Below are 23,002 nucleotides of genomic sequence, written 5' to 3' on the forward strand. Positions count from 1 at the left end.
AGACCTCCATGACCTCCGCACTCCGCCATCGCTACGGCCGCGCGCTCGGCGCCGGCGCCCTGTCTGTGCTCCTGCTCTCCGGCTCGGCGGCCGGAGCGTCCGCCGCGGCCGGCACCACCGGCACCGCCGCCACCGGCAGCCGTTCCAGCGCGAGCCCCAGCGCCGAGGAGGGCTCGATCACCGTCAAGGCCGGGAAGAGCTCGGTGAAGGCCGGGGACAAGGTGACGTTCACCGGGCGCACCAAGGGGCTGAAGATCGGCACCAAGCTGGTGCTCCAGCATGAGAAGTCCGGGAAGTGGACCACCCTGAAGGCGTCGGCCAAGGTCAGGACCGGCAGCTCGTACGCCATCGTCGCCAAGCTCAACTTCAAGGGCGAGGAGCACTTGCGCGTCTCGGCCGGGAAGGTCCACTCGCCTACCGTGAAGGTGAAGGTGAGCTGAGTCCGCGTATCAGCAGGTCCACGACGGCCGTGAACTCCTCCTCGATGCCCGGGCGCCGCCATTCGCGGGCGTAGCAGGGGTCGTGGAAGCGGCCGGTGGCCTGGAAGACGGCGCGGGCGGCGGCGGCCGGGTCGGAGACGCGGAAGGCGCCCGACCCGGTGCCGGCCTCGATGATCCGGGTCAGCTGCGCGGTCAGGTCGGCGATGTGCTCGCCGACCGCCGTGCCGTTCTCGTCGGCCAGCACGCTGTAGGTGGCGAAGAGTTCGGGGTCGTCGCCGGCCTTGTGCCGCTTGGCCTCGAACAGGGCGCCGAGCCAGGCGCGCAGCCGGTCCTCGGCGGTGCCGTCCCCGGCGACGCCCACCGTGCCGGTACCGTCCTGCGCGGTGCCGTCCCCGGCGGCGATGCCGGCCAGGTGCCGCGAGGTCCGGTCCAGCCAGCGCTTGGTCACCGCCTCGCGCAGCGCCGCCTTGGTCCGGAAGTGCCGGTAGACACTGCCGTGGCTGACGCCGAGCGCGCGCGCCACGTCGACCACGGTGGCCTTGGCCGGGCCGTGGCGGCGCAGCACTTCCTCGGTCGCTTCGAGGATGCGCTCGGCGGTCAGGATCTCGCTGGTCGGTGCCATGTCCTAGACGGTACCGGGGGGTGGTCTCAGCGTTCGCTGTCGAGGTGTGCCATCTGCGCGGTCGGGTAGCGCTCGCCGGCCGCCGCGTCCGCCGGGACGGCCTCCTCGATCGCCGCGAGGTCGGCCGCGTCCAGCGTGACGTCCAGCGCGCCCAGCGACTCGGCCAGCCGCTCGCGGGTGCGGGCGCCGACGAGCGGCACGATGTCGTCGCCCTGGGCGAGCACCCAGGCGATGGCGATCTGCGCGACGCTCACGCCCTTCTCCTCGGCGATCTTCCGCAGGGCCTCGACGAGGTCCAGGTTGCGCCGGAGGTTGTCGCCCTGGAAGCGGGGCGAGAAGGCGCGGAAGTCGTTCGCGCCCAGTTGCCGGTCGTGGGTGAAGTGGCCGGAGATGAGGCCGCGGGAGAGCACGCCGTAGGCGGTGACGCCGATGCCCAGTTCGCGGACGGTCGGCAGGATCTCCCGCTCGATGCCCCGGGTGATCAGCGCGTACTCGATCTGGAGGTCGGCGATCGGGGCGGTGGCGGCGGCCCGGCGGATGGTCTCGGCGCCGACCTCGCTGAGTCCGACGTGCCGGACGTGGCCCTTCTCGATCAGCTCGGTGATCGCGCCGACGGTCTCCTCGATGGGGACGTCCGGGTCGAGGCGGGCGATCCGGTAGACGTCGATGTGGTCGACGCCGAGGCGCTGGAGGGAGTAGGCGGCGAAGTTCTTCACGGCGGCGGGGCGGCCGTCGTAGCCGCTCCAGTTGCCGTCCGGGTCGCGCAGCGCGCCGAACTTCACGCTGACCTGGGCCTGCTCGCGGGCGGCCGGTGAGGCGGAGCGCAGGGCCTCGCCGATCAGCATCTCGTTGTGACCCATGGCGTAGAAGTCGCCGGTGTCCAGCAGCGTCACGCCGGCGTCCAGGGCGGCGTGGATGGTCGCGACGGACTCGGCGCGGTCGGCGTCGCCGTACAGCGCGGACATGCCCATGCAGCCGAGGCCGAGGGCGGAGACCTGGGGGCCGGTGGTTCCGAGGGTGTGGGTGCGCATCGTCATGCATCCACTGTGACATCAGGACTGACAGATTTCAATATCTGTCAGCTGTCATTTGTCATCCACCGTTCGTCGGCCGGGTCGGGGCACAAAAACGCCCACCCACCAGCCGACCGAGTCGGGTGGTGGGTGGGCGAGGAACCGGGGGCCCGGGGGCGGAGCCCCCGGACAGCGCCTCAGACGGAGGTCAGCAACCCACCAGACGGGAGGCCAGGTAACCCTCGATCTGGTCGAGAGACACCCGCTCCTGCTTCATGGTGTCGCGCTCGCGGACGGTGACCGCGTTGTCCTCGAGGGTGTCGAAGTCGACGGTCACGCAGAACGGCGTACCGATCTCGTCCTGGCGGCGGTAGCGGCGGCCGATGGCGCCGGCGTCGTCGAACTCGATGTTCCAGTTCTGGCGCAGCGCCTGGGCCAGACCCTTGGCCTTCGGGGACAGCTCGGGGTTGCGGGACAGCGGGAGCACCGCGACCTTCACCGGGGCCAGACGGTGGTCGAGGCGCAGCACCGTGCGCTTCTCCATCTTGCCCTTGGCGTTGGGGGCCTCGTCCTCGACGTAGGCGTCGAGCAGGAACGCCAGCATCGTGCGGCCGACACCGGCGGCCGGCTCGATGACGTACGGCGTCCAGCGCTCGCCGGCCTCCTGGTCGAAGTAGAAGAGGTCCTGACCGGAGGCCTTGGAGTGGGCCGTGAGGTCGTAGTCGGTGCGGTTGGCGACACCCTCCAGCTCGCCCCACTCCGAGCCGCCGAACTGGAAGCGGTACTCGATGTCGGCGGTGCGCTTGGAGTAGTGGGAGAGCTTCTCCTTGGGGTGGTCGTACCAGCGCATGTTCTCCTCACGGAGACCCAGGCCGGTGTACCAGTTCCAGCGCTGCTGCATCCAGTACTCCTGCCACTGCTCGTCCTCGCCCGGCTTGACGAAGAACTCCATCTCCATCTGCTCGAACTCGCGCGTGCGGAAGATGAAGTTGCCGGGCGTGATCTCGTTGCGGAAGGACTTGCCCATCTGGGCGATTCCGAACGGCGGCTTGCGGCGGGAAGTGGTCTGCACCTGGGCGAAGTTGGTGAAGATGCCCTGGGCGGTCTCGGGGCGCAGGTAGGCGACGGAGCCGGAGTCCTGCGTCGGGCCGAGGTGGGTGGAGAGGAGACCCGAGAACTGCTTGGGCTCGGTGAACGTGCCCTTGTTGCCGCAGTTGGGGCAGTTGAGGTCGGCCAGGCCGTTGGCCGGGGCGTGCCCCTTCTTCTCCTCGTACGCCTCTTCCAGGTGGTCGGCGCGGTAGCGCTTGTGGCACGAGGTGCACTCGGTCAGCGGGTCCGAGAAGGTGGCGACGTGACCGGAGGCGACCCAGACCTCGGGGGCCAGGATGACGGACGAGTCGATACCGACGACGTCCTCGCGCGACGTCACCATGTAGCGCCACCACTGGCGCTTGATGTTCTCCTTGAGCTCGACACCCAGCGGTCCGTAGTCCCAGGCGGCACGCTGACCGCCATAGATCTCACTGCAGGGGAAAACGAAGCCACGGCGCTTGCTCAGGCTGACGATGGTGTCGATCTTGTCGGCGGCCACGGTGCTCTCTTCATTACGACGGCGGGCGTTGAAGCGAGATGCTTCCAGCGAATGATTCAGGTTACCGGCGCGGACTCCCCCTCGGCCAAATCGGCCCTGCCCGCAGGCCCCACGCCAGGGCATTCCGGGCCTCTCACCAGGCTTGTTGACAACGGTTTCCATGTTAGTTGAAAATGACTGTCATGAACGCACGTCGGCGCCCCGGTGCCTCCCGAATAGGCGCGGCCAAGATCGCGGCCGCGGTGGCCATCGCGCTGGGCCTGGGCACCCTCACCGCCTGCTCGACCACCGGCGCCGCCGCGGGCGGCACGGGCAAGTTCGACGTCGTCACGTCGTTCTATCCGATGGCCTTCCTCGCCGAGCGGATCGGCGGCGACCACGTCCACGTCACCAGCCTCACCTCCCCCGGCCAGGAGCCGCACGACCTGGAGCTCAGCCCGCTGCAGATCGCCGGCATCCAGGACTCCGACGCGGTCCTGTACCTGAAGAACCTCCAGCCCTCCGTCGACGACGCGGTGGCCCAGTCCCCGGTGCGCACGAAGATCGACGCGGCCTCCCTGACCACGCTGGAGGAGCACGGCACCGAGGTCGGCGGCCACGCGGCCGCGCACGACACCCCTGACGCCCACGACCCCGGTGACCACGCGGAGTCCGCCGGGCTGGACCCGCACATCTGGCTCGACCCGGTGCGCTACGCCCAGGTCGCCGGCGGCGTCGGCAAGGCCTTCGAGAAGGCCGACCCCGAGCACGCGGCCGACTACCGGAGGAACACCGCGGCCCTGGTGAAGCAACTGGGCCGGCTGAACACGGAGTTCGAGGACGGCCTCGCGCACACGAGGACCAGGGTCTTCATCACCACCCACGCCGCCTTCGGCTACCTCGCCGAGCGCTACGGCCTCACCGAGGAGGCCATCAACGGCCTCGATCCCGAGTCCGAGCCGAGCGCCGCGCGCGTGAAGGAACTCCAGAAGCTCGCCAGGGCCGACCACGTCGGCACCGTCTTCTACGAAACCCTCGTCAGCGACGACACCGCGAAGACGATCGCCGGCGACGCCGGACTGCGGACCGACGTGCTCGACCCGATCGAGGGGATCACCGGCAAGTCCCGCGGCAAGGACTACCTCGCCGTACAGCGGGCCAACCTCAAGGCCCTCCAGCAGGCCCTGGGGGCCAAGTGACCGGCAGGGAGGACGAGACCATGCACACCATGGACGCCATGGACGCCAGGGACACCAGGGACACCAGGGACACCGACACCACGAGCGAGCCCGTCGCGACGATGCGCGGGGTGCGCGCGGAGCTCGGCGCGCGCCCGGTTCTGCGCGGCGTCGACCTCACCGTGCGCCGCGGCGAGGTCGTCGCGCTGCTCGGGGCGAACGGCTCCGGCAAGTCGACGGCCGTACGCACCCTCATCGGCCAGGTCCCGGCCACCGCCGGCGCCGTCGAGCTGTTCGGCACCCCGCTCCGCGCCTTCCGCGACTGGGCGCGCGTGGGCTACGTACCGCAGCGCACCAGCACCGCCGGCGGGGTCCCCGCCACCGTGACCGAGGTCGTCTCCTCGGGCCGGCTCTCGCGCACCCGCTTCGGCCTCTTCCGCAAGGCCGACCGGGAGGCCGTGCACCGCGCCCTGGAGCTGGTCGGCATGGCGGACCGCGCCAAGGACACGGTGACCGCGCTCTCCGGCGGCCAGCACCAGCGGGTGCTGATCGCCCGCGCCCTGGTCGCCGAGCCCGAACTGCTGATCATGGACGAGCCGATGGCGGGCGTCGACCTGGCCAGCCAGGAGGTGCTCGCCGCGACCCTGCGCGAGCAGGTCGCCGCCGGTACGACGGTCCTGCTGGTCCTGCACGAGCTGGGCCCGCTGGAACCCCTGATCGACCGGGCGGTCGTCCTGCGCGACGGCTGCGTCGTCCACGACGGACCGCCGCCACGCGCGCTCGGCCAGCACGCCCTGCCGGGCCACGACCACGTGCACCCGCACACGTCCGCGAACTCCGAACCGATCCGCACGGGACTGCTGAGCTGATGGACCTCCTGAACTACGCCTTCATGCAGCGGGCGCTCCTCGCGGCCGTCCTGGTCGGCATCACCGCGCCCGCGATCGGCATCTACCTCGTCCAGCGCCGCCAGCCCCTGATGGGCGACGGCATCGGGCACGTGGCGATGACCGGCGTGGGCCTCGGCTTCCTGCTGCACGCCTCGCCGGTGTGGATGGCCACGCTCGTCTCCGTGCTCGGCTCGGTCCTGATGGAGCTGATCCGCTGGTACGGCAGGACGCGCGGCGACATCGCCCTCGCCATGCTCTTCTACGGCGGCATGGCCGGCGGCGTGCTGTTCGTGAACCTCGCGCCGGGCGGTTCCAACGCCAATCTGACGTCCTACCTGTTCGGCTCGCTCTCGACGGTCTCGCCCTCCGACGTGACCGCGATCGTGATCCTCGCCGCGTTCGTGGCGGTCGTCACCCTGGGGCTGCGCCGCCAGCTGTTCGCGGTCAGCCAGGACGAGGAGTTCGCGCGGGTCACCGGGCTGCCGGTGCGCGCCCTGAACCTGCTCACCGCCGTCACCGCGGCCGTCACGGTCTCCGTCGCCATGCGGGTGGTCGGCCTGATCCTGGTCTCCGCGCTCATGGTCGTCCCCGTCGCCGCCGCGCAGGCGCTCACCCGCAGCTTCGCCGCGACCTTCGCGATCGCCGTCGCCCTCGGCGTCACCGTGTCGGTCGGCGGCACGGTCACGTCCTTCTACCAGGACGTCCCGCCCGGCGCGACGATCGTCCTGCTGACCATCGGGGCCTTCGTCGCCCTCACCGCCCTGGCCGCTCCGCTGGCCCGCCGACGGGCCCGGACGGCCGCGGCGGCGCAGCCGGCCGGAGACCCCGCGGAGTGCACGATTCCGGCCACGCGGACGGCCGCGGACGAGCTCGGCGTCTGACCGGGCGCGGTCCGGGCTGGCAGAATGGCCCGCGGCAGACGCGTGACGTGAGGAGACAACGGTGACGACCGCTGGACCGCCCGTGAAGGGCCGCGCGACCCGGCAGCGGGCTGCCGTGGCGGCGGCCCTGGACGAGGTCGACGAGTTCCGCAGCGCGCAGGAACTGCACGACATGCTCAAACACAAGGGCGACTCGGTCGGTCTGACCACGGTCTACCGCACCCTGCAGTCCCTCGCCGACGCCGGCGAGGTCGACGTCCTGCGCACCTCCGAGGGCGAGTCCGTCTACCGCCGCTGTTCCTCCGGCGAACACCACCACCACCTGGTCTGCCGTGCCTGCGGCAAGGCGGTGGAGGTGGAGGGCCCCGCCGTGGAGAAGTGGGCGGAGGCCATCGCGGTGGAACACGGCTACGTCAACGTGGCGCACACCGTGGAGATCTTCGGGACCTGCGCGGACTGCGCGGAGGTCTCCGGCGGCTGAGCGGGTTCAGGCGCGGCTCAGGTTGCGGTCCAGGATCGCCCGCAGCCTGTCCGCGTCCTCGGCGTTCCTGAGGCCGCGCTTGGGCAGTACGGCGAACCGGACCGCGTTCTTGTCGCCGCCGAACAGCACGAACATCTCCGCGGTCTCCCGATAGCGCGGCAGCGCCGTCCAGTTCAGCGTCGACGTGGCGTTGTCGGTGGCCGCCGTGAACCCGGCGTCCGTGACCGTCACACGATGCGTGCCGTTGCGCTCGAACGCGCGGAACAGCTGGCGAGCCTGCAGGCGGGGCGCCAGGAGCATCAGGGGCACGAAGACGGCGATCCAGACCCCCCAGAAGACCGGGGCTTCACCGTCCGCCAGATCCGCCGCGGCACCCAGTACGGCACAGCCGACCATGACGCCGATCCACCATTTCCGCCGCCGCCCCGCCTTGCTGACCTGTCTGCGTTCCCGCAGCGCCGTCACCCAGTCCGCCTCGACCGACTGGTACTCCAGCTCGACCGTCTCCTGTGCGGCATCCCGCCCCATGTCCATGATCATGAGGCGGGATACTAAGCCAGCCGACCGGTCGTCACGAGCGCTTTTCCCGGCCGTTACCGATCAGTTCCCCTCGGGACGGCCCTTCATCGCCGCTTCCATCGCCAGCAGCTCCTCGTTCGGCACCGCGCCGCCGAAGCGGCGGTCGCGGGAGGCGAACTCCATGCACGCGCGCCACAGGTCACGGCGGTCGAAGTCGGGCCACAGCACGTCCTGGAAGACCATCTCGGCGTATACGCTCTGCCAGACCAGGTAGTTGGAGGTGCGCTGCTCGCCGCTGGGGCGCAGGAACATGTCGACGTCCGGCATGTCCGGGAAGTACATGTACTTCTGGAGGGTCTTCTCGTTGACCTTGGACGGGTCGAGCCGGCCCGCCTTCACGTCCTCGGCGATGGCCTGCGCGGCGTCGGCGATCTCCGCGCGGCCGCCGTAGTTCATGCAGAAGTACAGGGTGAGCTTGTCGTTGTCCTTGGTCTGCTCCTGGGCGATCTGGAGCTCCTTGGCCACCGACTTCCACAGCTTGGGCATCCGGCCCACCCAGCGCACCCGGATGCCGAGCTCGTCGAGGGTGTCGCGGGTCTTGCGGATGAAGTCGCGGTTGAAGTTCATCAGGAAGCGGACCTCGTCGGGCGAGCGCTTCCAGTTCTCGGTGGAGAAGGCGTACAGCGAGATGCTGCCGACGCCGACCTCGATGGCGCCCTGGAGGACGTCCAGGACCTGCTCGGCGCCGACCTTGTGCCCCTCGGTGCGCGGCAGCCCGCGCTCCTTGGCCCAGCGTCCGTTGCCGTCCATGACGATCGCCACGTGGTTCGGCACCAGCTCACCGGGGAGCTTCGGCGCGCGGGCGCCCGACGGATGCGGTTCCGGCGTCCTGTACTCACGGCGCCGGCGCCCCAGGATCCCGCTTACGACCATGTGCTTCTCGTCTCCTCAGCCGTGCTTAATTCTCGACGTACCGAAGGGAGCGCAGCCCGCGCTCCAGGTGCCAGTGCAGATAGGCGGACACCAGCCCACTGCCCTCGCGGACGTGCCGTGCCTCGGCCGCGTCCGCCGTCTCCCAGTCTCCCGTAAGCAGCGCGCCGAGCAGAACCAGGGTCTGCGGGGAGGGTACGACGCTGCCCGCCACCCGGCAGTCCACGCAGACGGAGCCGCCGGAAGCGACCGAGAAGAACCGGTTCGGCCCGGGCATTCCGCACTTCGCGCAGTCGCCGAAGCTGGGGGCGTACCCGTTGACGGCGAGCGACCGCAGCAGGAAGGCGTCGAGGACGAGGTGCGAGGCGTGCTCACCGCGGGCGAGGGTGCGCAGGGCGCCGACGAGCAGCAGGTACTGCTGTACGGCGGGCTCACCCTCGTGGTCGGTGAACCGCTCGGCGGTCTCCAGCATGGCCGTGCCGGCGGTGTAGCGGGCGTAGTCGGTCACGATCCCGCCGCCGTACGGAGCGATGGTCTCGCTCTGCGTGCACAGCGGCAGCCCCCGCCCGACCAGCTCGCTGCCGCGCGCGAAGAACTGCACGTCGACGTGCGAGAACGGCTCCAGCCGCGCCCCGAACTTCGACTTGGTCCGCCGCACACCACGAGCCACGGCCCGCACCCGTCCGTGACCACGCGTGAGCAGCGTGATGATCCGGTCCGCTTCACCGAGCTTCTGGGTGCGCAGGACGATCCCGTCGTCCCGGAAGAGGCTCATCGCCGGCCTCCGCTTCCGGCCGGCCGGGGGCCCGGGGGTTGCCCCCCGGAGCAGCACAGCATGATCCGGTCCGCTTCACCGAGCTTCTGGGTGCGCAGGACGATCCCGTCGTCCCGGAAGAGGCTCATCGCCGGCCTCCGCTTCCGGCCGGCCGGGGGCCCGGGGGTTGCCCCCCGGAGCAGCACAGCATGATCCGGTCCGCTTCACCGAGCTTCTGGGTGCGCAGGACGATCCCGTCGTCCCGGAAGAGGCTCATCGCCGGCCTCCGCTTCCGGCCGGCCGGGGGCCCGGGGGTTGCCCCCCGGAGCAGCACAGCATGATCCGGTCCGCTTCACCGAGCTTCTGGGTGCGCAGGACGATCCCGTCGTCCCGGAAGAGGCTCATCGCCGGCCTCCGCTTCCGGCCGGCCGGGGGCCCGGGGGTTGCCCCCCGGAGCAGCACAGCATGATCCGGTCCGCTTCACCGAGCTTCTGGGTGCGCAGGACGATCCCGTCGTCCCGGAAGAGGCTCATCGCCGGCCTCCGCTTCCGGCCGGCCGGGGGCCCGGGGGTTGCCCCCCGGAGCAGCACAGCATGATCCGGTCCGCTTCACCGAGCTTCTGGGTGCGCAGCACAATGCCGTCGTCGCGGAACAGACTCATGGGATCCATTCTCGCCCATGCGGCGGCGGCCCCGTCCCGTCGTCGGCACGACCTCGGGCGGCTGGGTCGGTGGGGGGGACCCAGGCGACCCGGGTCACCGGCCGGACCGGGCACCCGTACACGCACACCCTGTTCCCGGCCGCGTCGCAGCCCGGACTCCGCTGCCGCTGCCAGCATCCTGTGGAGGACCAGCCGACCCGCGACCGCGCGCCCGAGCCCGCCCCGGAGGCCCGAATGACCTTTCCCGCCCCGCTGACCGGTGTCGTACCGCCCGTCTGCACGCCCCTGACGCCGGACCGCGAGGTGGACGTCCCCTCCCTGCTCAGGTTGGTCGACCATCTCGTGGAGGCCGGAGTGCACGGGTTGTTCGTGCTCGGGTCGACCTCGGAGGCGGCCTTTCTGACGGACCGGCAGCGCCGGCAGGTGGTGGAGGCGGTCGTCGGTCACGTCGGCGGCGGGCTGCCCGTCCTGGCCGGTGCCATCGACATGACCACGAACCGCGTCCTGGACCACGTCGCCTCCGTCAGCGCCGCCGGCGCCCAGGCCGTCGTCGTCACGGCCCCCTTCTACACCCGCACCCACCCCGCCGAGATCATCCGCCACTACCGCCGCGTCGCCGCCCTCAGCCCGGTCCCGGTCATCGCCTACGACATCCCGTCCGCCGTGCACACCAAGCTCCCCGCCGACGTGGTGCTGGGCCTGGCCGGTGACAGGGTGCTGGCCGGCCTGAAGGACTCCAGCGGAGACCTCGCCGCCTTCCGCGAGGTCGTCACCGGGGCCCGCGCCCACGCCGGGTTCGCCGTGCTGACCGGCTCCGAGGTGATCGCCGACGCCGCGCTGGCGCTGGGCGCGGACGGGATGGTGCCGGGCCTCGCCAACGTCGACCCGCACGGGTACGTCCGCCTCTACCGGCTCGCCCGGGCGGGCGACCTGGCCGGCGCGCGGGTGGAACAGGAGCGGTTGTGCGCGCTGTTCGGCATCGTCGGCATCGGCGACCCGGCCCGGATGGGCGGCAGTTCCGCGGCGCTGGGGGCGTTCAAGGCCGCGCTGTGTCTGCGGGGCGTGATCGACTGCCCGGTGACCGCCGAGTCCCAGATCCCGCTGTCGGGCGACGAGGTCGAGCGGGTGGGCAAGGTGCTGGCGGCGGCGGGGCTGCTGTGACGCGGTGGCCGCGGCCGGGCCGCTGTGACGCGGTGAGCGCGGCCGGGCCGCTGTGACGCGGTGAGCGCGGCGCCCGTGGTTCACGTGGCGGTCGGATCGGGGCCTCCCGTCCGTGTCCGGGTGCTGTCCGGGACCCCGTTGGGGCTGCCTCCCGGGCTGGCGTTCCACAGTTCGCCGAAGCGCCTGATCCGCTGCTGCACGTCGTCCGCGCGGGCGTTCACCGTCGTCCAGGAGTTCACGCTCAGCTGGTCGACGCCGATCTCGTAGGACAGTTCCTCGTCGAAGACGATGAAGTCGATCATCTTGCCGCGCTGGACGTACAGCGGGAGCTGGGACAGGGCCACCACCCGCACCTCGATGCCCACGTCCCGCTGCTCCTTGCAGAGGTCCGCGAGCCCCGGGATGTCCGTCGTCTGCCTGACGACGAACAGGCGCCTGACCGTCACCCCGCGGTCCTCGATCGCCTTGCGCTGGGCCTCCAGGTAGCGGCCGGCCGGTTCGGTGCTCCAGAAGTCCCGGTCCACGGAGGTGCTGGTGGCGTAGACGCTCCTCTTCGCGCACTTGGTCAGGCTCAGCAGCCAGTCGTGGTTCTCGCCGGGGCACTCGGCGCTGAGGTTGGTCAGGTCGTCCATCTGCAGGGCCAGCCGGTTGATCTCCTCGCGCGCGAAGTCGTGCAGGATCTGCGGCCCGATGGACACCACGTGCGTGGCGCTCTCGGCGAGCCGGGGCACACCGTCGTCGCGGAGCTTCTCCACCTCGTTGAAGAGCTTGGTGGCCCGGCCGATGTCGATGAAGCGTTTCTCCACGGAGCTCTTCAGATCGCCCAGCTGGTGCGCGAAGGTCACCATGAACTGGACGATGAGCACCGCGCCGCCGCACAGCACCGACAGCACCAGCTGCCACACGTCGTCGGCCGTCGGGGCCAGCACCGTGCTCAGCACGTACACCACGCCGCCCGCCAGCACCGTGACGAGCAGCTTCTGCATCAGCCTGCGGGCGCCGTCCTCCCGGCCGCGACCGCCGTCGTCGTACCCGTTGTCTCCGCGCGATGTGATCGTTCCGGTCATCTCGCTTTCTCCCCCCGTCGGGACCGTGTGGATGGTGCTCGTTCGTCAGCGGGCCGCCAGCGCGGCGTCGCTCTGGGACAGCAGCGCCCGCAGGGCCATCTGGTCGCGGACGCGCTGCACCAGGTTCTGCCACTGGCGGGTGAAGCCGGGGCGCTGCTCCAGCGTCTGCCACAGCGGGTCGAGCGCCGGGTCCAGGCGGGCCCTGGGCATCCAGACGTGCAGCAGGTGTTCGACGAGGGGGCGCAGCACCTTCAGGGCGGCGGCCCCGTCCGCCGCCGCGACCGGCAGGCCGTCGAGCTTCTGTCCGACGGTCGTCAGCAGCCAGTCGTGCAGGGCCAGGTCCTCGCAGAGTCCGGCCACGGCGTCGGGCGCGGAGTCCTCGGGCACGCGCAGCTCGGCGGTGCGCAGACCCTCCTCGTCGTCGACGGTGAAGCTCACCAGACGGGCCGGGGTGCCGGCCGGGGCGGGCAGCGCGGCCCAGCGCAGCCGTGTGTCGGAGGTCCGCAGCGGGGGGTCCTGGTCGAGCAGGCGGTACTGCCGCGAGATCCGGTCCAGCAGGCCCTGGGCGACGGAGCCGACGTCGAGCAGGTCCGGGGAGCGGGCGTCGGCCAGGAAGCCCTGGACGACCGCTTCGCGCGGCAGGCGGCCGACGGGGACCAGCACTCCGGGGCGGACCAGGTAGTACCCCCACGGGCGGCGCCGGTCGGGTCCGGCGGCCGGGGCGGAGAAGTACGCCGTGGCCTGGAGCACGCGCCCCTCGGTGAGGGCGGCGCGGGCCGTCACCGTGCCGACGGCACGGACCTTGGCGCCGCTCGTGGTGGGCAGCCGGCAGTCCACGCCGGTGAGGACGTCCGGGGAGAGCGCGTGCGGGTTGGGGCGCCGGGAGAGGCGGACGCGTTCGTCGGGACGCAGTTGCAGCAGCCGCTGCGCCACCCGCCCGTCGACGGCGTCACGGGTGGGCAGCAGGCAGGTGCGGACCTCGCCGCACATCAGGGCCGGCGCGGCCGGCAGGGCCCGGTCCGCCATGTCACAGCCCCGGCGGGAAGAGGTAGGAGGTGCGCTCCACGACGTCCTCCGGCACGGTGAGCTTCTCCCGCCCGGCGCGCTCGACGATCTGTCCGACGGCGTGCGCGTCGACGTGGACCTGTTCCAGGACGACCCGCACGGCGTGCTCGACGGGCAGGAAGCGGGTGGGCAGCACGCTGCAGGTGTAGTAGGCGGTGAAGGGCGGCGCGGCGGGGTTGAGCCGCAGCAGGGGCGGCAGCGCGTCCCAGTCCGCGGGGAACGTCCGCTGCTCCCACGGGACGGGGGTCAGCACCGCCCGTCCGTCGTCGCGCAGCAGCCCGAGGCGGGTCAGTTGCCAGACGGCGGCGAGGAACGCGCAGGACCAGGTGCGCTGTTCGCCGACGTCGTCCCACAGTTCGACGTCGACGAAGACCGAGTGGCCGCGGGCCCCGGTCTCCCCGGGCGGCTGCCAGGCGCCGTCGGCGTCCAGCGCGGCGGAGGTACGGCGGGTCGGCGCGCGCCTGCCGTTGGTGAGCCAGCCGGTGCGGCTGACGGGCGGCCGGAAACCGTTGCTGCCGGGCGGCGGGGACTCCACCAGTCGGTGCATCACGGCGTCCGCGAGGCCCGGCCGGTCCGGGCGGAGCGGGTCGGTCAGGGCGCAGCCCGACTCGCGGGCGAGGTAGTCGATGGTCAGCCCCGCCCGCTCGGCCGCGCCCAGCAGGGTCGGTAACAGTTCGGCGGGGGTGGACAGCCGGCTGAAGTAGTCGTCGATCAGGAAGCAGGTGCTGATCCGGGGCCGGTTGCCGGTCGGCAGGGCGGCGGCCCAGGCGCGGGCGGTCTCGGCCCAGGGGCGTACGGCGGTGAAGTGGCGCACCAGCCGTTCGGCGCCCTCGGCGAAGTCCTCCATGTACAGGTGGCCCAGTTCCAGGGAGAGATGGGAGAACGGCAGGGCCTCGGTGACCGGGTCGGCGCTGGTCTCCCGGAAGGCGGCCGCGGCTTCCGTCACAGTTGCCCCCAGTACTTGTCGTCGGTCAGCCGCTCCGCCAGTTCCACCAGGGCCTGCCGGGTCTTGAAGTTGGCGATCTTGCTGTCGAGGACGTCCTCGTCGGTGATGAGCTGCTCGCGCATCTGGAGCACGGGTTCCAGCGGGACCGAGCCGAGGACCCGGGACTTGCCGATGTCCAGGGACGCCGCCAGCTCCTCCAGCCGCTTGTTGCACTGGCGCATCCAGGTGTACTGGGCGGGCGGCATCTGCGCCCACTGCGGCGACTCCAGGTCGGGCACGGCGGCACGGACGAAGCGGATGGCACCGAGGAGTGCCGTCCGGTCGTGTCCCATGGCCACGCCGTGGGACACGATGCCCTGCCGGCCGGCGACCAGTTCGGCGGCGGCCATGACGTGCTGCCGGGTCCAGCGGTGGTAGAGCAGCCAGCGGGCCGGGACGCGCCGCAGTTCGTCGCGGGCGGTGGCGGCCAGCACCAGGTCCATGGCGTAGCTGCGGCCGGCGCTCAGGTCCACCACGATGAGGTCGAACTCGCGGCGCAGCCGCAGGAAGAGGTCGACGCAGCGGTGCAGGTTCTCCTCGTCGGTGACGAACTCCCCGCCGCCGCGGTCGCCGGGCAGCAGGACCAGCCGGCCGGAGCCGCTGGGGCGGTCGCGGAGCACGGGGTGCTCGGTACGGCTCCACACGTCGGCGCGCAGCGGTTCGCCGGTCTTGCCCTTCAGGTAGGAGTGCAGGCCCCGTCCCTCGGCCTCGGTCTTGACGTTCGGGGTGTCGAAGACGGCGGTGGCGGTGGGCGAGCCGAAGTCGAAGTCCAGGTAGCAGACGTCGTCGCCGTCGAGGGCGCGGCGGTAGGCGAGGTTGGCGCTGGTGACCGAGCGGCCGGTGCCTCCCTTGTCGGAGGCGGCGAAGACGAGCACCTCACACCCCCTGGCGCCCGGCGGCCCTGGCGCGGGCGAGGGCGTCGAGTCTGCCGAGCACGTTCAGGGTGAGCGCGCAGGACGTGCCGGGCTGGCTGTCGAGCAGGATGCGGGCGCGGCGCAGGTCGGCCTCGATGCCCTTCAGTTCCGTGCCCTCCTGGCTCTTGGCGATGGGGGCGGGCTGTTCCATCTGCTCGGTGCCGAGGAGGTGGGTCGCCTCGCTGAGCAGGGAGCGGGCCAGCGCGGTCGGTTCGGGGCTGCGGATCGGTGCCTGGGTGTAGAGCTGCTGGGCGGCGACCATGCACTCGGTGACGCGTTCGGTGATGTTCCAGGACAGCCGTCCCTGGCGGTCCGCCGAGTCCGGGTAGGTCGCGTGCACGTTGTCCCACAGGCCGACGCCCTCGCCGTCGGAGATGCGCCGTGCCCACAGGTGGTCGAGGGTCTGTTCGGCGAGCCGGAGCAGCCGGTCGTGCGCGGCGACGTTGCGGGACAGGGCGCACAACTGGATGACGCGCTTGAGCAGTTGGGCCGAGAAGTCGGTCATCGTCCAGCGCATGGGCGGGCCGAGGGGGTCGTCGGACTGCAACGGCAGTGCGACGCCGGGGTTGTGCAGCAGGACCGCGGGGTCCTCGCGGGTGGTGCTGGAGGTGATCCGGCTGCGTTCGGCGAGGCGTTCCATGACGCCGACGGTGCGGGTGAGGTCGTCGTCGGTGGCCCGGCGCCGTACCAGGTCGTGGACGAGGATGGAGGCGACGGAGAGGGAGAAGTACTCGGACTCCAGCTGCTGGCCCGTGGTCCGCCAGGGGATGTCCTCCAGCGGCCATCTGTCGTCGTCGAACCGCGCGATGCCGGACCAGTACTGCTGGGTGATGGTCCAGCGCAGGCGCAGGGCGTCGGCGAGCTTCTGCTGTTCGGGGTTGAGCAGGCCCAGGACGAGGGTGCGGTCGGAGAACAGGTCCTGGATGCCGTCGAGGGCGACGACGGTGAAGTACAGGTACGGCACACCGCGGGCCACGCCGTCGGCCTGGTCCCCGATCGGCTCCCCGGTGTCCACCTGGGGTGCGCCCTTGACCAGGCTCCAGGCCCAGCCGCATTCGAAGAGGCGGTTCTCGTTGCCGAGCTGCTCCTCCACGTCGACGCCGAGGACGACGCTCTCGCGGATGACCGCGCGCAGCGCCCGGAAGCGTTCCTGGAACTGCTGGAGGACCATCCGGTCGGGTGTGCGGCCCTGGCCGATGAGCCGGCACAGCGCCTGACCCTGCGGTGACTCGACCTCGTAGACGTCGACGGTGAAGGAGCGCAGCAGGCTGACCATGGCCGCGGTGAGGCGGTCGCTGGTGGCCTGGCGCAGTCTCTCGATCAGCTGGAGGGTGCCGGAGCGCTCGGTCTTGGTCTGGTAGACCTTGAGGAATCCGAGGGTTGCCAGGCACAGCGTGACCGACAGGCTGAACGAGTCGACGACGCCGAGTGCCCGCTGTTCCTTCGACAGTTCCTGGTCGGGGTCGCGGGTGGTGAAGTAGTGCCCGCCGGAGAAGGTGGGGGTGTCGCCCGCCCGGTGTTTCTCCATGAATTCGGTGAGCGCCCGGACCAGGCTCTCCGGGATCTCTGTCGCGTCACCGACCGCTTTCAGGGATTTCTCGACGTCCGGCTGTGTGGTGTCGGGCGCGTCCAGCCGGAACGCGGGAAACTCGGTCGCGGGATACAGCAGGCAGAGCAGCCGTTCCGCGTCGGCGACGCTGCTGACTCCTCCCGATTCACCCCAGTCCCATGCGCCGTCCGGATAGCAATGACGAGCAACCGACTGCCAGATGGACAGAAGATTCTGTCTGGGCTTGATCTGCATCCCCATGCCCCTCACACAGGTATGTCACCCGGACGGCGATTTGGTATGAGCATTTCTCAGGCACCTCGGTGGCCGCAGGCGACGATCATTCCCGTGTATCCCTCGCGCAGCAGGTCCCCGGGTTTCCCCAGGCGGTGGGTCTCGATTTTCGAAGCGTATTTACCCAGGGTGTCCCGGACTTCCTGCTCGTCGATGTCGAGTGCGGGGAAATCGCGTCCACCCACCCAGTAGCCCCGCGAGTGCTCCATGAAAGCGGCGGCGAACGGCGCCTCCGGCTCCAGGGCGTTCATGAAGCAGCCGACGCCCCGCCGGAACTCCTCCAGCGATCCGGTGATCGACTCGGCGACGAAGAACATGGTGCCCATCGCCCAGCGCTCGCCGCCCTCGTGGAGATCGAAGAGGTTGCCGAGCCGGGGCCGGACCCGTTGCGCGAAGCGCGCCCGGGGGTCCCCGCAGCGCCGGGCGTAGGCCTCGTCCCGGCACAGGACGTCCCAGAACTGGTCCCACTGGAGGTCGTAGGAACGACGCTGCTGATCGAGGTACCCCACGTTCGCCGGCGAGCGCTCCAGGAGCGTGACCCTGTCGCACCAGGGGAGCATGCTGAGAGCGGGATAGAGATTCGGACCCGCCCCGACGTCGATACCGGAAGCCACGCCACCGGAAGTGCCGAAATGGCTGCTGAAATGATCGCGAACGACACCGATGATCGCCTCGTCATCAGGGTGCAGGCTGAGATAATTGTGCCTGATGTACTCCTGGGGATCGAAATGCTCCCAGGTCACATCGTTATTCCGCTTCTCCGTGCCGGTCGGCGATCCCGAGGTCATTAACGCAGGGTAGCAGAGCCGACGCACAAAGCACCCACGCCACGTGCGATCCACGGCGCATGATCACAGAAAGACGGCGCTCGAACGCACAGTTTCGGCCGCCTGGCACGCTCAACCACAAATGGTCCAGATCTCGGCTTGAACGGCCAAAAGCGGCGGGTAAAGATGGGACGAGCCGTGCCGGTCACGGGTTGAGTGATCAGATGCATACCGTCGCATCGATATGTATATCGCACGAGATCCGCACACCCTCACCTTCACCTCGCGCAGGGGCCGAGAAAAGGGGACGGAATGATTCCTCTTCCCGAAGACCACTTCCCGTCGCACACCGGTTCCGTCGCGGGCAGCGGGTCCGAGAAGACACCACGGCTGATCAGAAAGGCCGTGGAGGCCGACCTGCCCGAGGTGCTCCGCCTCGACCGGGAGGCGTTCCCGGAGGGGCCGTATCCGTACTTCGTCCTGCGCCAGTTCCTCGACGCGCTCGGGGACCACATGCTCGTCGTGGACGGCGGCGACGGGCTGCGCGGCTACGTCCTCGCGACCCCGCCGCACCACGCCCGCAGCTGGATACTGAGCCTCATCGTCGGCCACGAGCTGCGCGGCAACGGGGTGGGCCGCGAGCTCATGACCGAGATGCTGCGGCAGCTGCGCGCGGAGGGCGCCGCCGAGATCCTGCTCACCGTGGACCCCGCCAACGAGTCGGCCGTGATGCTCTATCACCACCTGGGATTCGCGCCGTGGGGCCTGCCCCGGGAGGACTACCTGGGCCCTGGAGAGGCAAGGCTGCGCATGCGCCTGGCGTGCTGATCCGGCCCCCCGCGCGACACGGCACCCCGTCCGAGGCCGCCGTCAGACCGTCCGAGGCCGCCGGCAGACCGCCGTCAGGACGCCGCCGGGACGCCGTCAGAGCCGGAGGGGTGTCACGACGGTGTCCGCGCCGCCGCCAGCAGCCGGCTCACGTCGGTGCCGCAGAGGGTGAGCGCGGCGCCGACGGTGGTGAGGGCGTCGCGTTCGGCGGGGGTGTAGGGGCCGTCGGCCAGGGCGATGCGGGCGGCCTGGAGGAAGAGGGCCTCGCGGCCGGCGCAGGCCAGGTGCGGGGCGAGCGGGTCGAGGGCCTCGTGCAGCTCTATGGCGAGGCTCGCGCCGCACGGGCCCGCGTCCACCACCCGGCCGGTGTCGGCGGCGAGCGCCTCGACCAGGGCGGCGAGCTGTTCCTCGGTGCAGTCCTCGAAGCCGGCGGCGCGGACCGCGCAGGCGGCGGTCTCCAGGGCCGTACGGGAGCCGGTGCCGCCGGCGGCGAGCACGGCGAGGGCGACGGTGTGGACGGCGTCGCGGAGCATCGCGGAGAAGCGGCGGGTGGTGGGGTGGTCGAGGACGTCGGTGCCGAAGTGCCGGCGGCAGGCGGCGCACTCCACGACCGGCCCGGCCACCCCACGCGGCAGCACGGGCACCCCGAGGAGGGTGAGGCGGCGGCGGCCGGTGAGCCGCTGGTAGTTGCGGTCGCCCCCGCAGCCAGGGCAGAAGAACTCGCCGTCCCCGACGGGCGTCCACGCGGTGCGGGTGCCCAGGATGCGCGCAGCCCTGACGGCACGGTCGCCTCGTCCCCGTACTGGCAGCACGTCGCACCTCCGTAACCCCGCGGCAACATCGCCGCGCTGGCGTGATGTTAGCCACATCGCGCCGGTTGAGTCAGTACCCCGTAGGAGACCTTTCCGTGACCTGAGGGGCGCGATGGCCGGTACACGACGGTGCCCCGACCCCCGCGCACGCGGGTCGGGGCACCGAAAGTGCCGGTCAGGGGCGGTCAGCGGGTCGCGCGGTTCACCGCGGAGACGACGGCCTTCAGCGACGCACGCGTCGTGTTCGCGTCGATCCCGATTCCCCACAGGACCTTGCCGTCGATCGCGCATTCGATGTAGGAAGCGGCCTGCGCGGAGGCGCCCTCGCTCATCGTGTGCTCCTGGTAGTCCAGCAGGCGTACGTCGATGCCGCAGGACTCCAGGGCGTCGAAGAAGGCGGAGATCGGGCCGTTGCCGGAGCCGGTCAGGACGGTGTCCTCGCCGTCGACGGTCGCCTCGACGGTCAGGGTGTCGACCCCGTCCGTGTCCGTGGTCGACTGGCCCGTCCTGACCTGGATGCGGCCCCACGGGTTCTCGGGGTTCGGCAGGTACTCGTCCTGGAAGACCGCCCAGATGTCCTTCGGCGTGATCTCGCCGCCCTCGGCGTCCGTCTTCGTCTGGATGATCTTCGAGAACTCGATCTGCATGCGGCGGGGCAGGTCCAGCTTGTGGTCGTTCTTCAGGACGTAGGAGATGCCGCCCTTGCCGGACTGCGAGTTGACGCGGATGACGGCCTCGTAGGAGCGGCCGACGTCCTTCGGGTCGATCGGCAGGTACGGCACCGCCCACTCGATGTCGTCGACCGTGACGCCCTTGGCCTTGGCGTCGGCCTCCATGGCGTCGAAGCCCTTCTTGATGGCGTCCTGGTGGGAGCCGGAGAAGGACGTGTAGACCAGGTCGCCCACGTACGGGTGGCGCGGGTGGACCTCCATCTGGTTGCAGTACTCCCACGTGCGACGGATCTCGTCGATGTCGGAGAAGTCGATCTGCGGGTCGACGCCCTGCGAGAACAGGTTCATGCCCAGGGTGACCAGGTCGACGTTGCCGGTGCGCTCGCCCTGTCCGAACAGGCAGCCCTCGACGCGGTCGGCGCCGGCCATCACGGCCAGCTCGGCGGCCGCCACGGCCGTACCGCGGTCGTTGTGCGGGTGGACGGACAGGCAGACGTGCTCGCGGCGGGAGAGGTTGCGGTGCATCCACTCGAAGCGGTCCGCGTGCGTGGACGGGGTCGAACGCTCCACCGTGGCGGGCAGGTTGAGGATGATCTCGCGGCCCGGGCCCGGCTGGTAGACGTCCATCACCGCCTCGCAGACCTCCAGCGCGAAGTCCAGCTCGGTGTCGGTGAAGATCTCCGGGCTGTACTGGTAGCCGAACTCGGTCTCGGGGCCCAGCAGTTTCTCGGCGTACTCCATCACCAGGCGGGTGCCGTCGACGGCGATCTGCTTGATGTCGTCCTTGGAGCCGCGGAAGACGACGCGGCGGAAGACCGGGGCGGTGGCGTTGTACAGGTGGACGGTGGCGCGCCTGGCGCCCTTCAGCGACTCCACGGTCCGCTCGATCAGGTCCTCGCGGGCCTGGGTCAGGACGGAGATCGTCACGTCGTCCGGGATCGCGCCCTCTTCCTCGATGATCGAGCGCACGAAGTCGAAGTCGGTCTGGCCGGAAGCCGGGAAGCCGACCTCGATCTCCTTGTAGCCCAGCTTGACCAGCTGGTCGAACATCCGGCGCTTGCGCTCGGGCGACATCGGGTCGATCAGCGCCTGGTTGCCGTCGCGCAGGTCGGTGGAGAGCCAGCGGGGGGCGGCGGTGACGCGCTTCTGCGGCCAGGTGCGGTCCGGGATGTCGACCTGGTCGTAACGACCGTACTTGTGGATCGGCATGGGGCTGGGCTGCTGGCGGTTGACCATGATCGGTGGGCTCCTGGGAGGTCCGGATGGACGGCCGACGCGCAACGCCAGAGCTCCGCGGGGAGGGGGTCGGCCTCTTGACTACAGGCCCTCGCCGCGGCAGCTAAGAAGAAGCAGCCCGAAACGCATGATGCTCCGCAGCCTAGCCGAGCCGTGCCGGATGCGCGGACCCGTATCAGTATGCGGAACCGAGGGCCATGAATCGGACAAACGGTTATCTCACGCCACGCATCACCACGAGCCATACCACTCCGTGACACAGCATGACGACGGATGTCCGCGTATTTCACCAATCATGGTTGCGCGTAGTGACATCCATGTCACGCAGTGCAAGGGTGCCGGGCATGACGACCAACGGGGGCTTCGAGCCCGTCTTCTGCACGATCGTGCCGCCCCACCTCCTCGACAAGCTCGCCCGCAGCGAGGACTCCGCCGTCTCCGGACCGGCCCGCCGCTCCCTGGAGCGCGACGCCCTGGAGCGCACCCGGCGCCGCCTGACCACGGTGATCGGCGCGCCCTCCGTCGCGCCGCCCGCCGGCGCCGCCGCCGACCAGCCGCACCGCACCGTCTACGACGCCCGCCACACCCAGGACCTGCCCGGCACGAAGGTCCGCGAGGAGGGCACGCAGCCCGGCTCCGACGCCACCGTCAACCGCGCCTACGCGGGACTCGGCGCCACCTTCGAGCTGTATCTGAAGGTGTACGGCCGCCACTCCATCGACGACAACGGGCTGCCGCTGAACGCCACGGTTCACTTCGACAAGGACTACGACAACGCCTTCTGGAACGGCGACCAGATGGTGTTCGGCGACGGCGACAACGAGATCTTCCTGGACTTCACCATCCCGGTCGACGTCATCGGCCACGAGCTGACCCACGGCGTCACCCAGTACACCGCCAACCTCGCCTACTTCGGCCAGTCCGGCGCGCTCAACGAGTCGCTCTCCGACGTCTTCGGCTCGCTGATCAAGCAGTACGCGCTCGGACAGAGCGCCGCCGAGGCCGACTGGCTGATCGGCGCCGGCCTGCTCGCGCCGCGCGTCACGGGCACCGCCCTGCGCTCGATGAAGGCACCGGGCACGGCCTACGACGACGACGTCCTGGGCAAGGACCCGCAGCCCGCCACCATGGACGGCTTCGTGCACACCGGCCGCGACAACGGCGGCGTGCACATCAACTCCGGCATCCCGAACCACGCGTTCTACCTGGTCGCCACCGCAGTCGGCGGCAACTCCTGGGAGCGGGCCGGGCAGATCTGGTACGACGTCCTGACCGGCGGGAAGCTGGCGGAGGACGCCCAGTTCGCCGACTTCGCCACGCTGACCGTGAAGGCGGCCCGTGAGCGGTACGGCGCGGGCGACGAACTCCAGGCCGTGGAGAAGGCGTGGGAGCAGGTCGGGGTGCACACGCTGTAGTTCCGTACTAGACAGTGACCCATGCGTATCCAAGTACGGCGCACGGGCGGCTTCGCGGGCATCGAGCGCCGGGCCGAGGTGGACACCTCGGCCCGGCCCGACGCCCGCGAGTGGCAGTCACTGGCCGAACGCGTCCTCGCGGCCGGCCCCACCACCCCGCCGGACGGCGTCCCGGACGGCTTCAGCTACACGATCACGGTCGACGGCCGCACGGTGTACGCCGCCGACCCCCGACTCACCGGGGACCAGCGGGAGTTGGTCTCCAGAGTGCTGAAGGAGGGGGCTTAGGGGGTCTGTGA

At 70.8% G+C, this 23,002-nt stretch carries 23 protein-coding genes and 1 pseudogene; 9 read left to right on the forward strand and 15 right to left on the reverse strand.

Annotated features, from left to right (window positions below):
- Positions 1-8: 8 nt before the first annotated feature.
- Positions 9-440: a hypothetical protein gene (locus OIB37_RS12975; RefSeq protein ID WP_330457741.1), complete on the forward strand. Its 432-nt coding sequence runs from the start codon at positions 9-11 to the stop codon at positions 438-440.
- On the opposite strand, the gene OIB37_RS12980 is transcribed toward OIB37_RS12975, so the two are convergent.
- The 3 genes from OIB37_RS12980 to OIB37_RS12990 all read right to left on the reverse strand — a co-directional run bounded on the left by OIB37_RS12980 (position 415) and on the right by OIB37_RS12990 (position 3,666).
- Positions 415-1,062: a TetR/AcrR family transcriptional regulator gene (locus tag OIB37_RS12980; RefSeq protein WP_330457742.1), complete on the reverse strand. Its 648-nt coding sequence runs from the start codon at positions 1,060-1,062 to the stop codon at positions 415-417. The two genes, OIB37_RS12975 and OIB37_RS12980, sit on opposite strands and share 26 nt — an antisense overlap.
- 26 nt (positions 1,063-1,088) lie before the next feature.
- A complete protein-coding gene (locus OIB37_RS12985; protein WP_330457743.1) occupies positions 1,089-2,099 on the reverse strand; it encodes an aldo/keto reductase in 1,011 nt (336 codons plus the stop codon).
- Between the two features lie 184 nt (positions 2,100-2,283).
- Complete coding sequence (locus OIB37_RS12990; RefSeq protein ID WP_330457744.1) at positions 2,284-3,666, reverse strand: glycine--tRNA ligase; 1,383 nt, start codon at positions 3,664-3,666, stop codon at positions 2,284-2,286.
- A gap of 182 nt (positions 3,667-3,848) precedes the next feature.
- Here OIB37_RS12990 and OIB37_RS12995 point away from each other — a divergent pair, with 182 nt between their 5' ends.
- The 4 genes from OIB37_RS12995 to OIB37_RS13010 all read left to right on the forward strand — a co-directional run bounded on the left by OIB37_RS12995 (position 3,849) and on the right by OIB37_RS13010 (position 7,075).
- Entirely contained in the window at positions 3,849-4,844 is a 996-nt protein-coding gene (locus OIB37_RS12995; protein WP_330457745.1) for a metal ABC transporter substrate-binding protein, read from the forward strand.
- A 38-nt stretch (positions 4,845-4,882) separates the two neighbouring features.
- A complete protein-coding gene (locus OIB37_RS13000) occupies positions 4,883-5,692 on the forward strand; it encodes a metal ABC transporter ATP-binding protein (RefSeq protein ID WP_330461829.1) in 810 nt (269 codons plus the stop codon).
- Positions 5,692-6,594: a metal ABC transporter permease gene (locus OIB37_RS13005; protein WP_330457746.1), complete on the forward strand. Its 903-nt coding sequence runs from the start codon at positions 5,692-5,694 to the stop codon at positions 6,592-6,594. Before OIB37_RS13000 ends, OIB37_RS13005 begins: the two co-directional genes overlap by 1 nt.
- Before the next feature lie 61 nt (positions 6,595-6,655).
- Positions 6,656-7,075 (forward strand): Fur family transcriptional regulator, encoded by a 420-nt coding sequence (locus OIB37_RS13010; RefSeq protein ID WP_330457747.1) that lies wholly within the window; start codon positions 6,656-6,658, stop codon positions 7,073-7,075.
- A gap of 6 nt (positions 7,076-7,081) precedes the next feature.
- Here OIB37_RS13010 and OIB37_RS13015 read toward each other — a convergent pair whose 3' ends face one another.
- The 4 genes and pseudogenes from OIB37_RS13015 to OIB37_RS36300 form a co-directional block, all read right to left on the reverse strand.
- On the reverse strand, positions 7,082-7,615 hold the full coding sequence (locus OIB37_RS13015) for a YcxB family protein (RefSeq protein WP_330457748.1): 534 nt from the start codon (positions 7,613-7,615) through the stop codon (positions 7,082-7,084).
- Positions 7,616-7,675: 60 nt separating this feature from the next.
- Positions 7,676-8,527 (reverse strand): isoprenyl transferase, encoded by an 852-nt coding sequence (locus OIB37_RS13020; protein WP_330457749.1) that lies wholly within the window; start codon positions 8,525-8,527, stop codon positions 7,676-7,678.
- A 25-nt stretch (positions 8,528-8,552) separates the two neighbouring features.
- Complete coding sequence (gene recO, locus OIB37_RS13025; RefSeq protein WP_330457750.1) at positions 8,553-9,299, reverse strand: DNA repair protein RecO; 747 nt, start codon at positions 9,297-9,299, stop codon at positions 8,553-8,555.
- A 297-nt stretch (positions 9,300-9,596) separates the two neighbouring features.
- Positions 9,597-9,683 (reverse strand): annotated as a pseudogene (locus OIB37_RS36300) (DNA repair protein RecO); the annotation flags it as partial.
- Positions 9,684-10,173: 490 nt separating this feature from the next.
- Here OIB37_RS36300 and OIB37_RS13030 point away from each other — a divergent pair.
- On the forward strand, positions 10,174-11,100 hold the full coding sequence (locus tag OIB37_RS13030) for a dihydrodipicolinate synthase family protein (protein ID WP_330457751.1): 927 nt from the start codon (positions 10,174-10,176) through the stop codon (positions 11,098-11,100).
- 80 nt (positions 11,101-11,180) lie between these two features.
- Here the strand turns inward: OIB37_RS13030 and OIB37_RS13035 are convergent, their stop codons facing one another.
- From OIB37_RS13035 to OIB37_RS13060, 6 genes are read right to left on the reverse strand one after another with little or no spacing between them, the layout of a single operon-like run.
- Positions 11,181-12,167, reverse strand: a complete 987-nt coding sequence (locus OIB37_RS13035) for a hypothetical protein (RefSeq protein ID WP_330457752.1) — start codon at positions 12,165-12,167, stop codon at positions 11,181-11,183.
- Positions 12,168-12,212: 45 nt separating this feature from the next.
- Positions 12,213-13,193: an SCO2521 family protein gene (locus OIB37_RS13040; RefSeq protein ID WP_330457753.1), complete on the reverse strand. Its 981-nt coding sequence runs from the start codon at positions 13,191-13,193 to the stop codon at positions 12,213-12,215.
- Between the two features lies 1 nt (position 13,194).
- The gene (locus OIB37_RS13045) at positions 13,195-14,178 is read right to left on the reverse strand and encodes an SCO2522 family protein (RefSeq protein WP_330457754.1); all 984 of its coding nucleotides are present in this window, start codon (positions 14,176-14,178) and stop codon (positions 13,195-13,197) included.
- Entirely contained in the window at positions 14,175-15,092 is a 918-nt protein-coding gene (locus OIB37_RS13050; RefSeq protein WP_330457755.1) for an SCO2523 family variant P-loop protein, read from the reverse strand. The genes OIB37_RS13045 and OIB37_RS13050 overlap by 4 nt, the downstream gene beginning before the upstream one ends.
- Position 15,093: 1 nt before the next feature.
- Positions 15,094-16,935 carry an SCO2524 family protein gene (locus OIB37_RS13055; RefSeq protein WP_330457756.1) on the reverse strand — a complete coding sequence of 614 codons (1,842 nt, stop codon included), beginning with the start codon at positions 16,933-16,935 and terminating at the stop codon, positions 15,094-15,096.
- Positions 16,936-16,991: 56 nt separating this feature from the next.
- Complete coding sequence (locus tag OIB37_RS13060) at positions 16,992-17,762, reverse strand: SCO2525 family SAM-dependent methyltransferase (RefSeq protein WP_330457757.1); 771 nt, start codon at positions 17,760-17,762, stop codon at positions 16,992-16,994.
- Between the two features lie 291 nt (positions 17,763-18,053).
- Here OIB37_RS13060 and OIB37_RS13065 point away from each other — a divergent pair, with 291 nt between their 5' ends.
- The gene (locus OIB37_RS13065; protein ID WP_330457758.1) at positions 18,054-18,569 is read left to right on the forward strand and encodes a GNAT family N-acetyltransferase; all 516 of its coding nucleotides are present in this window, start codon (positions 18,054-18,056) and stop codon (positions 18,567-18,569) included.
- Positions 18,570-18,682: 113 nt separating this feature from the next.
- On the opposite strand, the gene OIB37_RS13070 is transcribed toward OIB37_RS13065, so the two are convergent.
- Together OIB37_RS13070 and leuA are read right to left on the reverse strand one after the other, a co-directional pair.
- On the reverse strand, positions 18,683-19,381 hold the full coding sequence (locus OIB37_RS13070) for a TerB family tellurite resistance protein (protein ID WP_330457759.1): 699 nt from the start codon (positions 19,379-19,381) through the stop codon (positions 18,683-18,685).
- Between the two features lie 185 nt (positions 19,382-19,566).
- On the reverse strand, positions 19,567-21,288 hold the full coding sequence (gene leuA, locus OIB37_RS13075) for a 2-isopropylmalate synthase (RefSeq protein WP_330457760.1): 1,722 nt from the start codon (positions 21,286-21,288) through the stop codon (positions 19,567-19,569).
- Between the two features lie 344 nt (positions 21,289-21,632).
- Here leuA and OIB37_RS13080 point away from each other — a divergent pair, with 344 nt between their 5' ends.
- Both OIB37_RS13080 and OIB37_RS13085 read left to right on the forward strand, forming a co-directional pair.
- Entirely contained in the window at positions 21,633-22,703 is a 1,071-nt protein-coding gene (locus tag OIB37_RS13080; RefSeq protein ID WP_330457761.1) for a M4 family metallopeptidase, read from the forward strand.
- Positions 22,704-22,724: 21 nt separating this feature from the next.
- Positions 22,725-22,991, forward strand: coding sequence for a protealysin inhibitor emfourin (locus tag OIB37_RS13085; RefSeq protein WP_330457762.1), 267 nt, complete (start codon positions 22,725-22,727; stop codon positions 22,989-22,991).
- The last annotated feature ends 11 nt before the right edge of the window (positions 22,992-23,002 follow it).

This window comes from Streptomyces sp. NBC_00820, assembly GCF_036347055.1.
Lineage (GTDB): Bacteria > Actinomycetota > Actinomycetes > Streptomycetales > Streptomycetaceae > Streptomyces.

Excerpts from the sequence above, each read along its gene's own strand:
- OIB37_RS13085 (WP_330457762.1), top strand. The coding sequence starts at position 22,725 with ATGCGTATCCAAGTACGGCGCACGGGCGGCTTCGCGGGCATCGAGCGC.
- OIB37_RS12995 (WP_330457745.1), top strand. The coding sequence starts at position 3,849 with ATGAACGCACGTCGGCGCCCCGGTGCCTCCCGAATAGGCGCGGCCAAG.
- OIB37_RS13015 (WP_330457748.1), bottom strand. The coding sequence starts at position 7,615 with ATGATCATGGACATGGGGCGGGATGCCGCACAGGAGACGGTCGAGCTG.
- OIB37_RS13020 (WP_330457749.1), bottom strand. The coding sequence starts at position 8,527 with ATGGTCGTAAGCGGGATCCTGGGGCGCCGGCGCCGTGAGTACAGGACG.
- OIB37_RS13030 (WP_330457751.1), top strand. The coding sequence starts at position 10,174 with ATGACCTTTCCCGCCCCGCTGACCGGTGTCGTACCGCCCGTCTGCACG.
- OIB37_RS13065 (WP_330457758.1), top strand. The coding sequence starts at position 18,054 with ATGATTCCTCTTCCCGAAGACCACTTCCCGTCGCACACCGGTTCCGTC.
- OIB37_RS12985 (WP_330457743.1), bottom strand. The coding sequence starts at position 2,099 with ATGACGATGCGCACCCACACCCTCGGAACCACCGGCCCCCAGGTCTCC.
- OIB37_RS13040 (WP_330457753.1), bottom strand. The coding sequence starts at position 13,193 with ATGGCGGACCGGGCCCTGCCGGCCGCGCCGGCCCTGATGTGCGGCGAG.
- OIB37_RS13005 (WP_330457746.1), top strand. The coding sequence starts at position 5,692 with ATGGACCTCCTGAACTACGCCTTCATGCAGCGGGCGCTCCTCGCGGCC.
- OIB37_RS13035 (WP_330457752.1), bottom strand. The coding sequence starts at position 12,167 with ATGACCGGAACGATCACATCGCGCGGAGACAACGGGTACGACGACGGC.
- OIB37_RS13000 (WP_330461829.1), top strand. The coding sequence starts at position 4,883 with ATGGACGCCAGGGACACCAGGGACACCAGGGACACCGACACCACGAGC.
- leuA (WP_330457760.1), bottom strand. The coding sequence starts at position 21,288 with ATGGTCAACCGCCAGCAGCCCAGCCCCATGCCGATCCACAAGTACGGT.
- OIB37_RS13055 (WP_330457756.1), bottom strand. The coding sequence starts at position 16,935 with ATGCAGATCAAGCCCAGACAGAATCTTCTGTCCATCTGGCAGTCGGTT.
- OIB37_RS12980 (WP_330457742.1), bottom strand. The coding sequence starts at position 1,062 with ATGGCACCGACCAGCGAGATCCTGACCGCCGAGCGCATCCTCGAAGCG.
- OIB37_RS13080 (WP_330457761.1), top strand. The coding sequence starts at position 21,633 with ATGACGACCAACGGGGGCTTCGAGCCCGTCTTCTGCACGATCGTGCCG.
- OIB37_RS12975 (WP_330457741.1), top strand. The coding sequence starts at position 9 with ATGACCTCCGCACTCCGCCATCGCTACGGCCGCGCGCTCGGCGCCGGC.
- recO (WP_330457750.1), bottom strand. The coding sequence starts at position 9,299 with ATGAGCCTCTTCCGGGACGACGGGATCGTCCTGCGCACCCAGAAGCTC.
- OIB37_RS13060 (WP_330457757.1), bottom strand. The coding sequence starts at position 17,762 with ATGACCTCGGGATCGCCGACCGGCACGGAGAAGCGGAATAACGATGTG.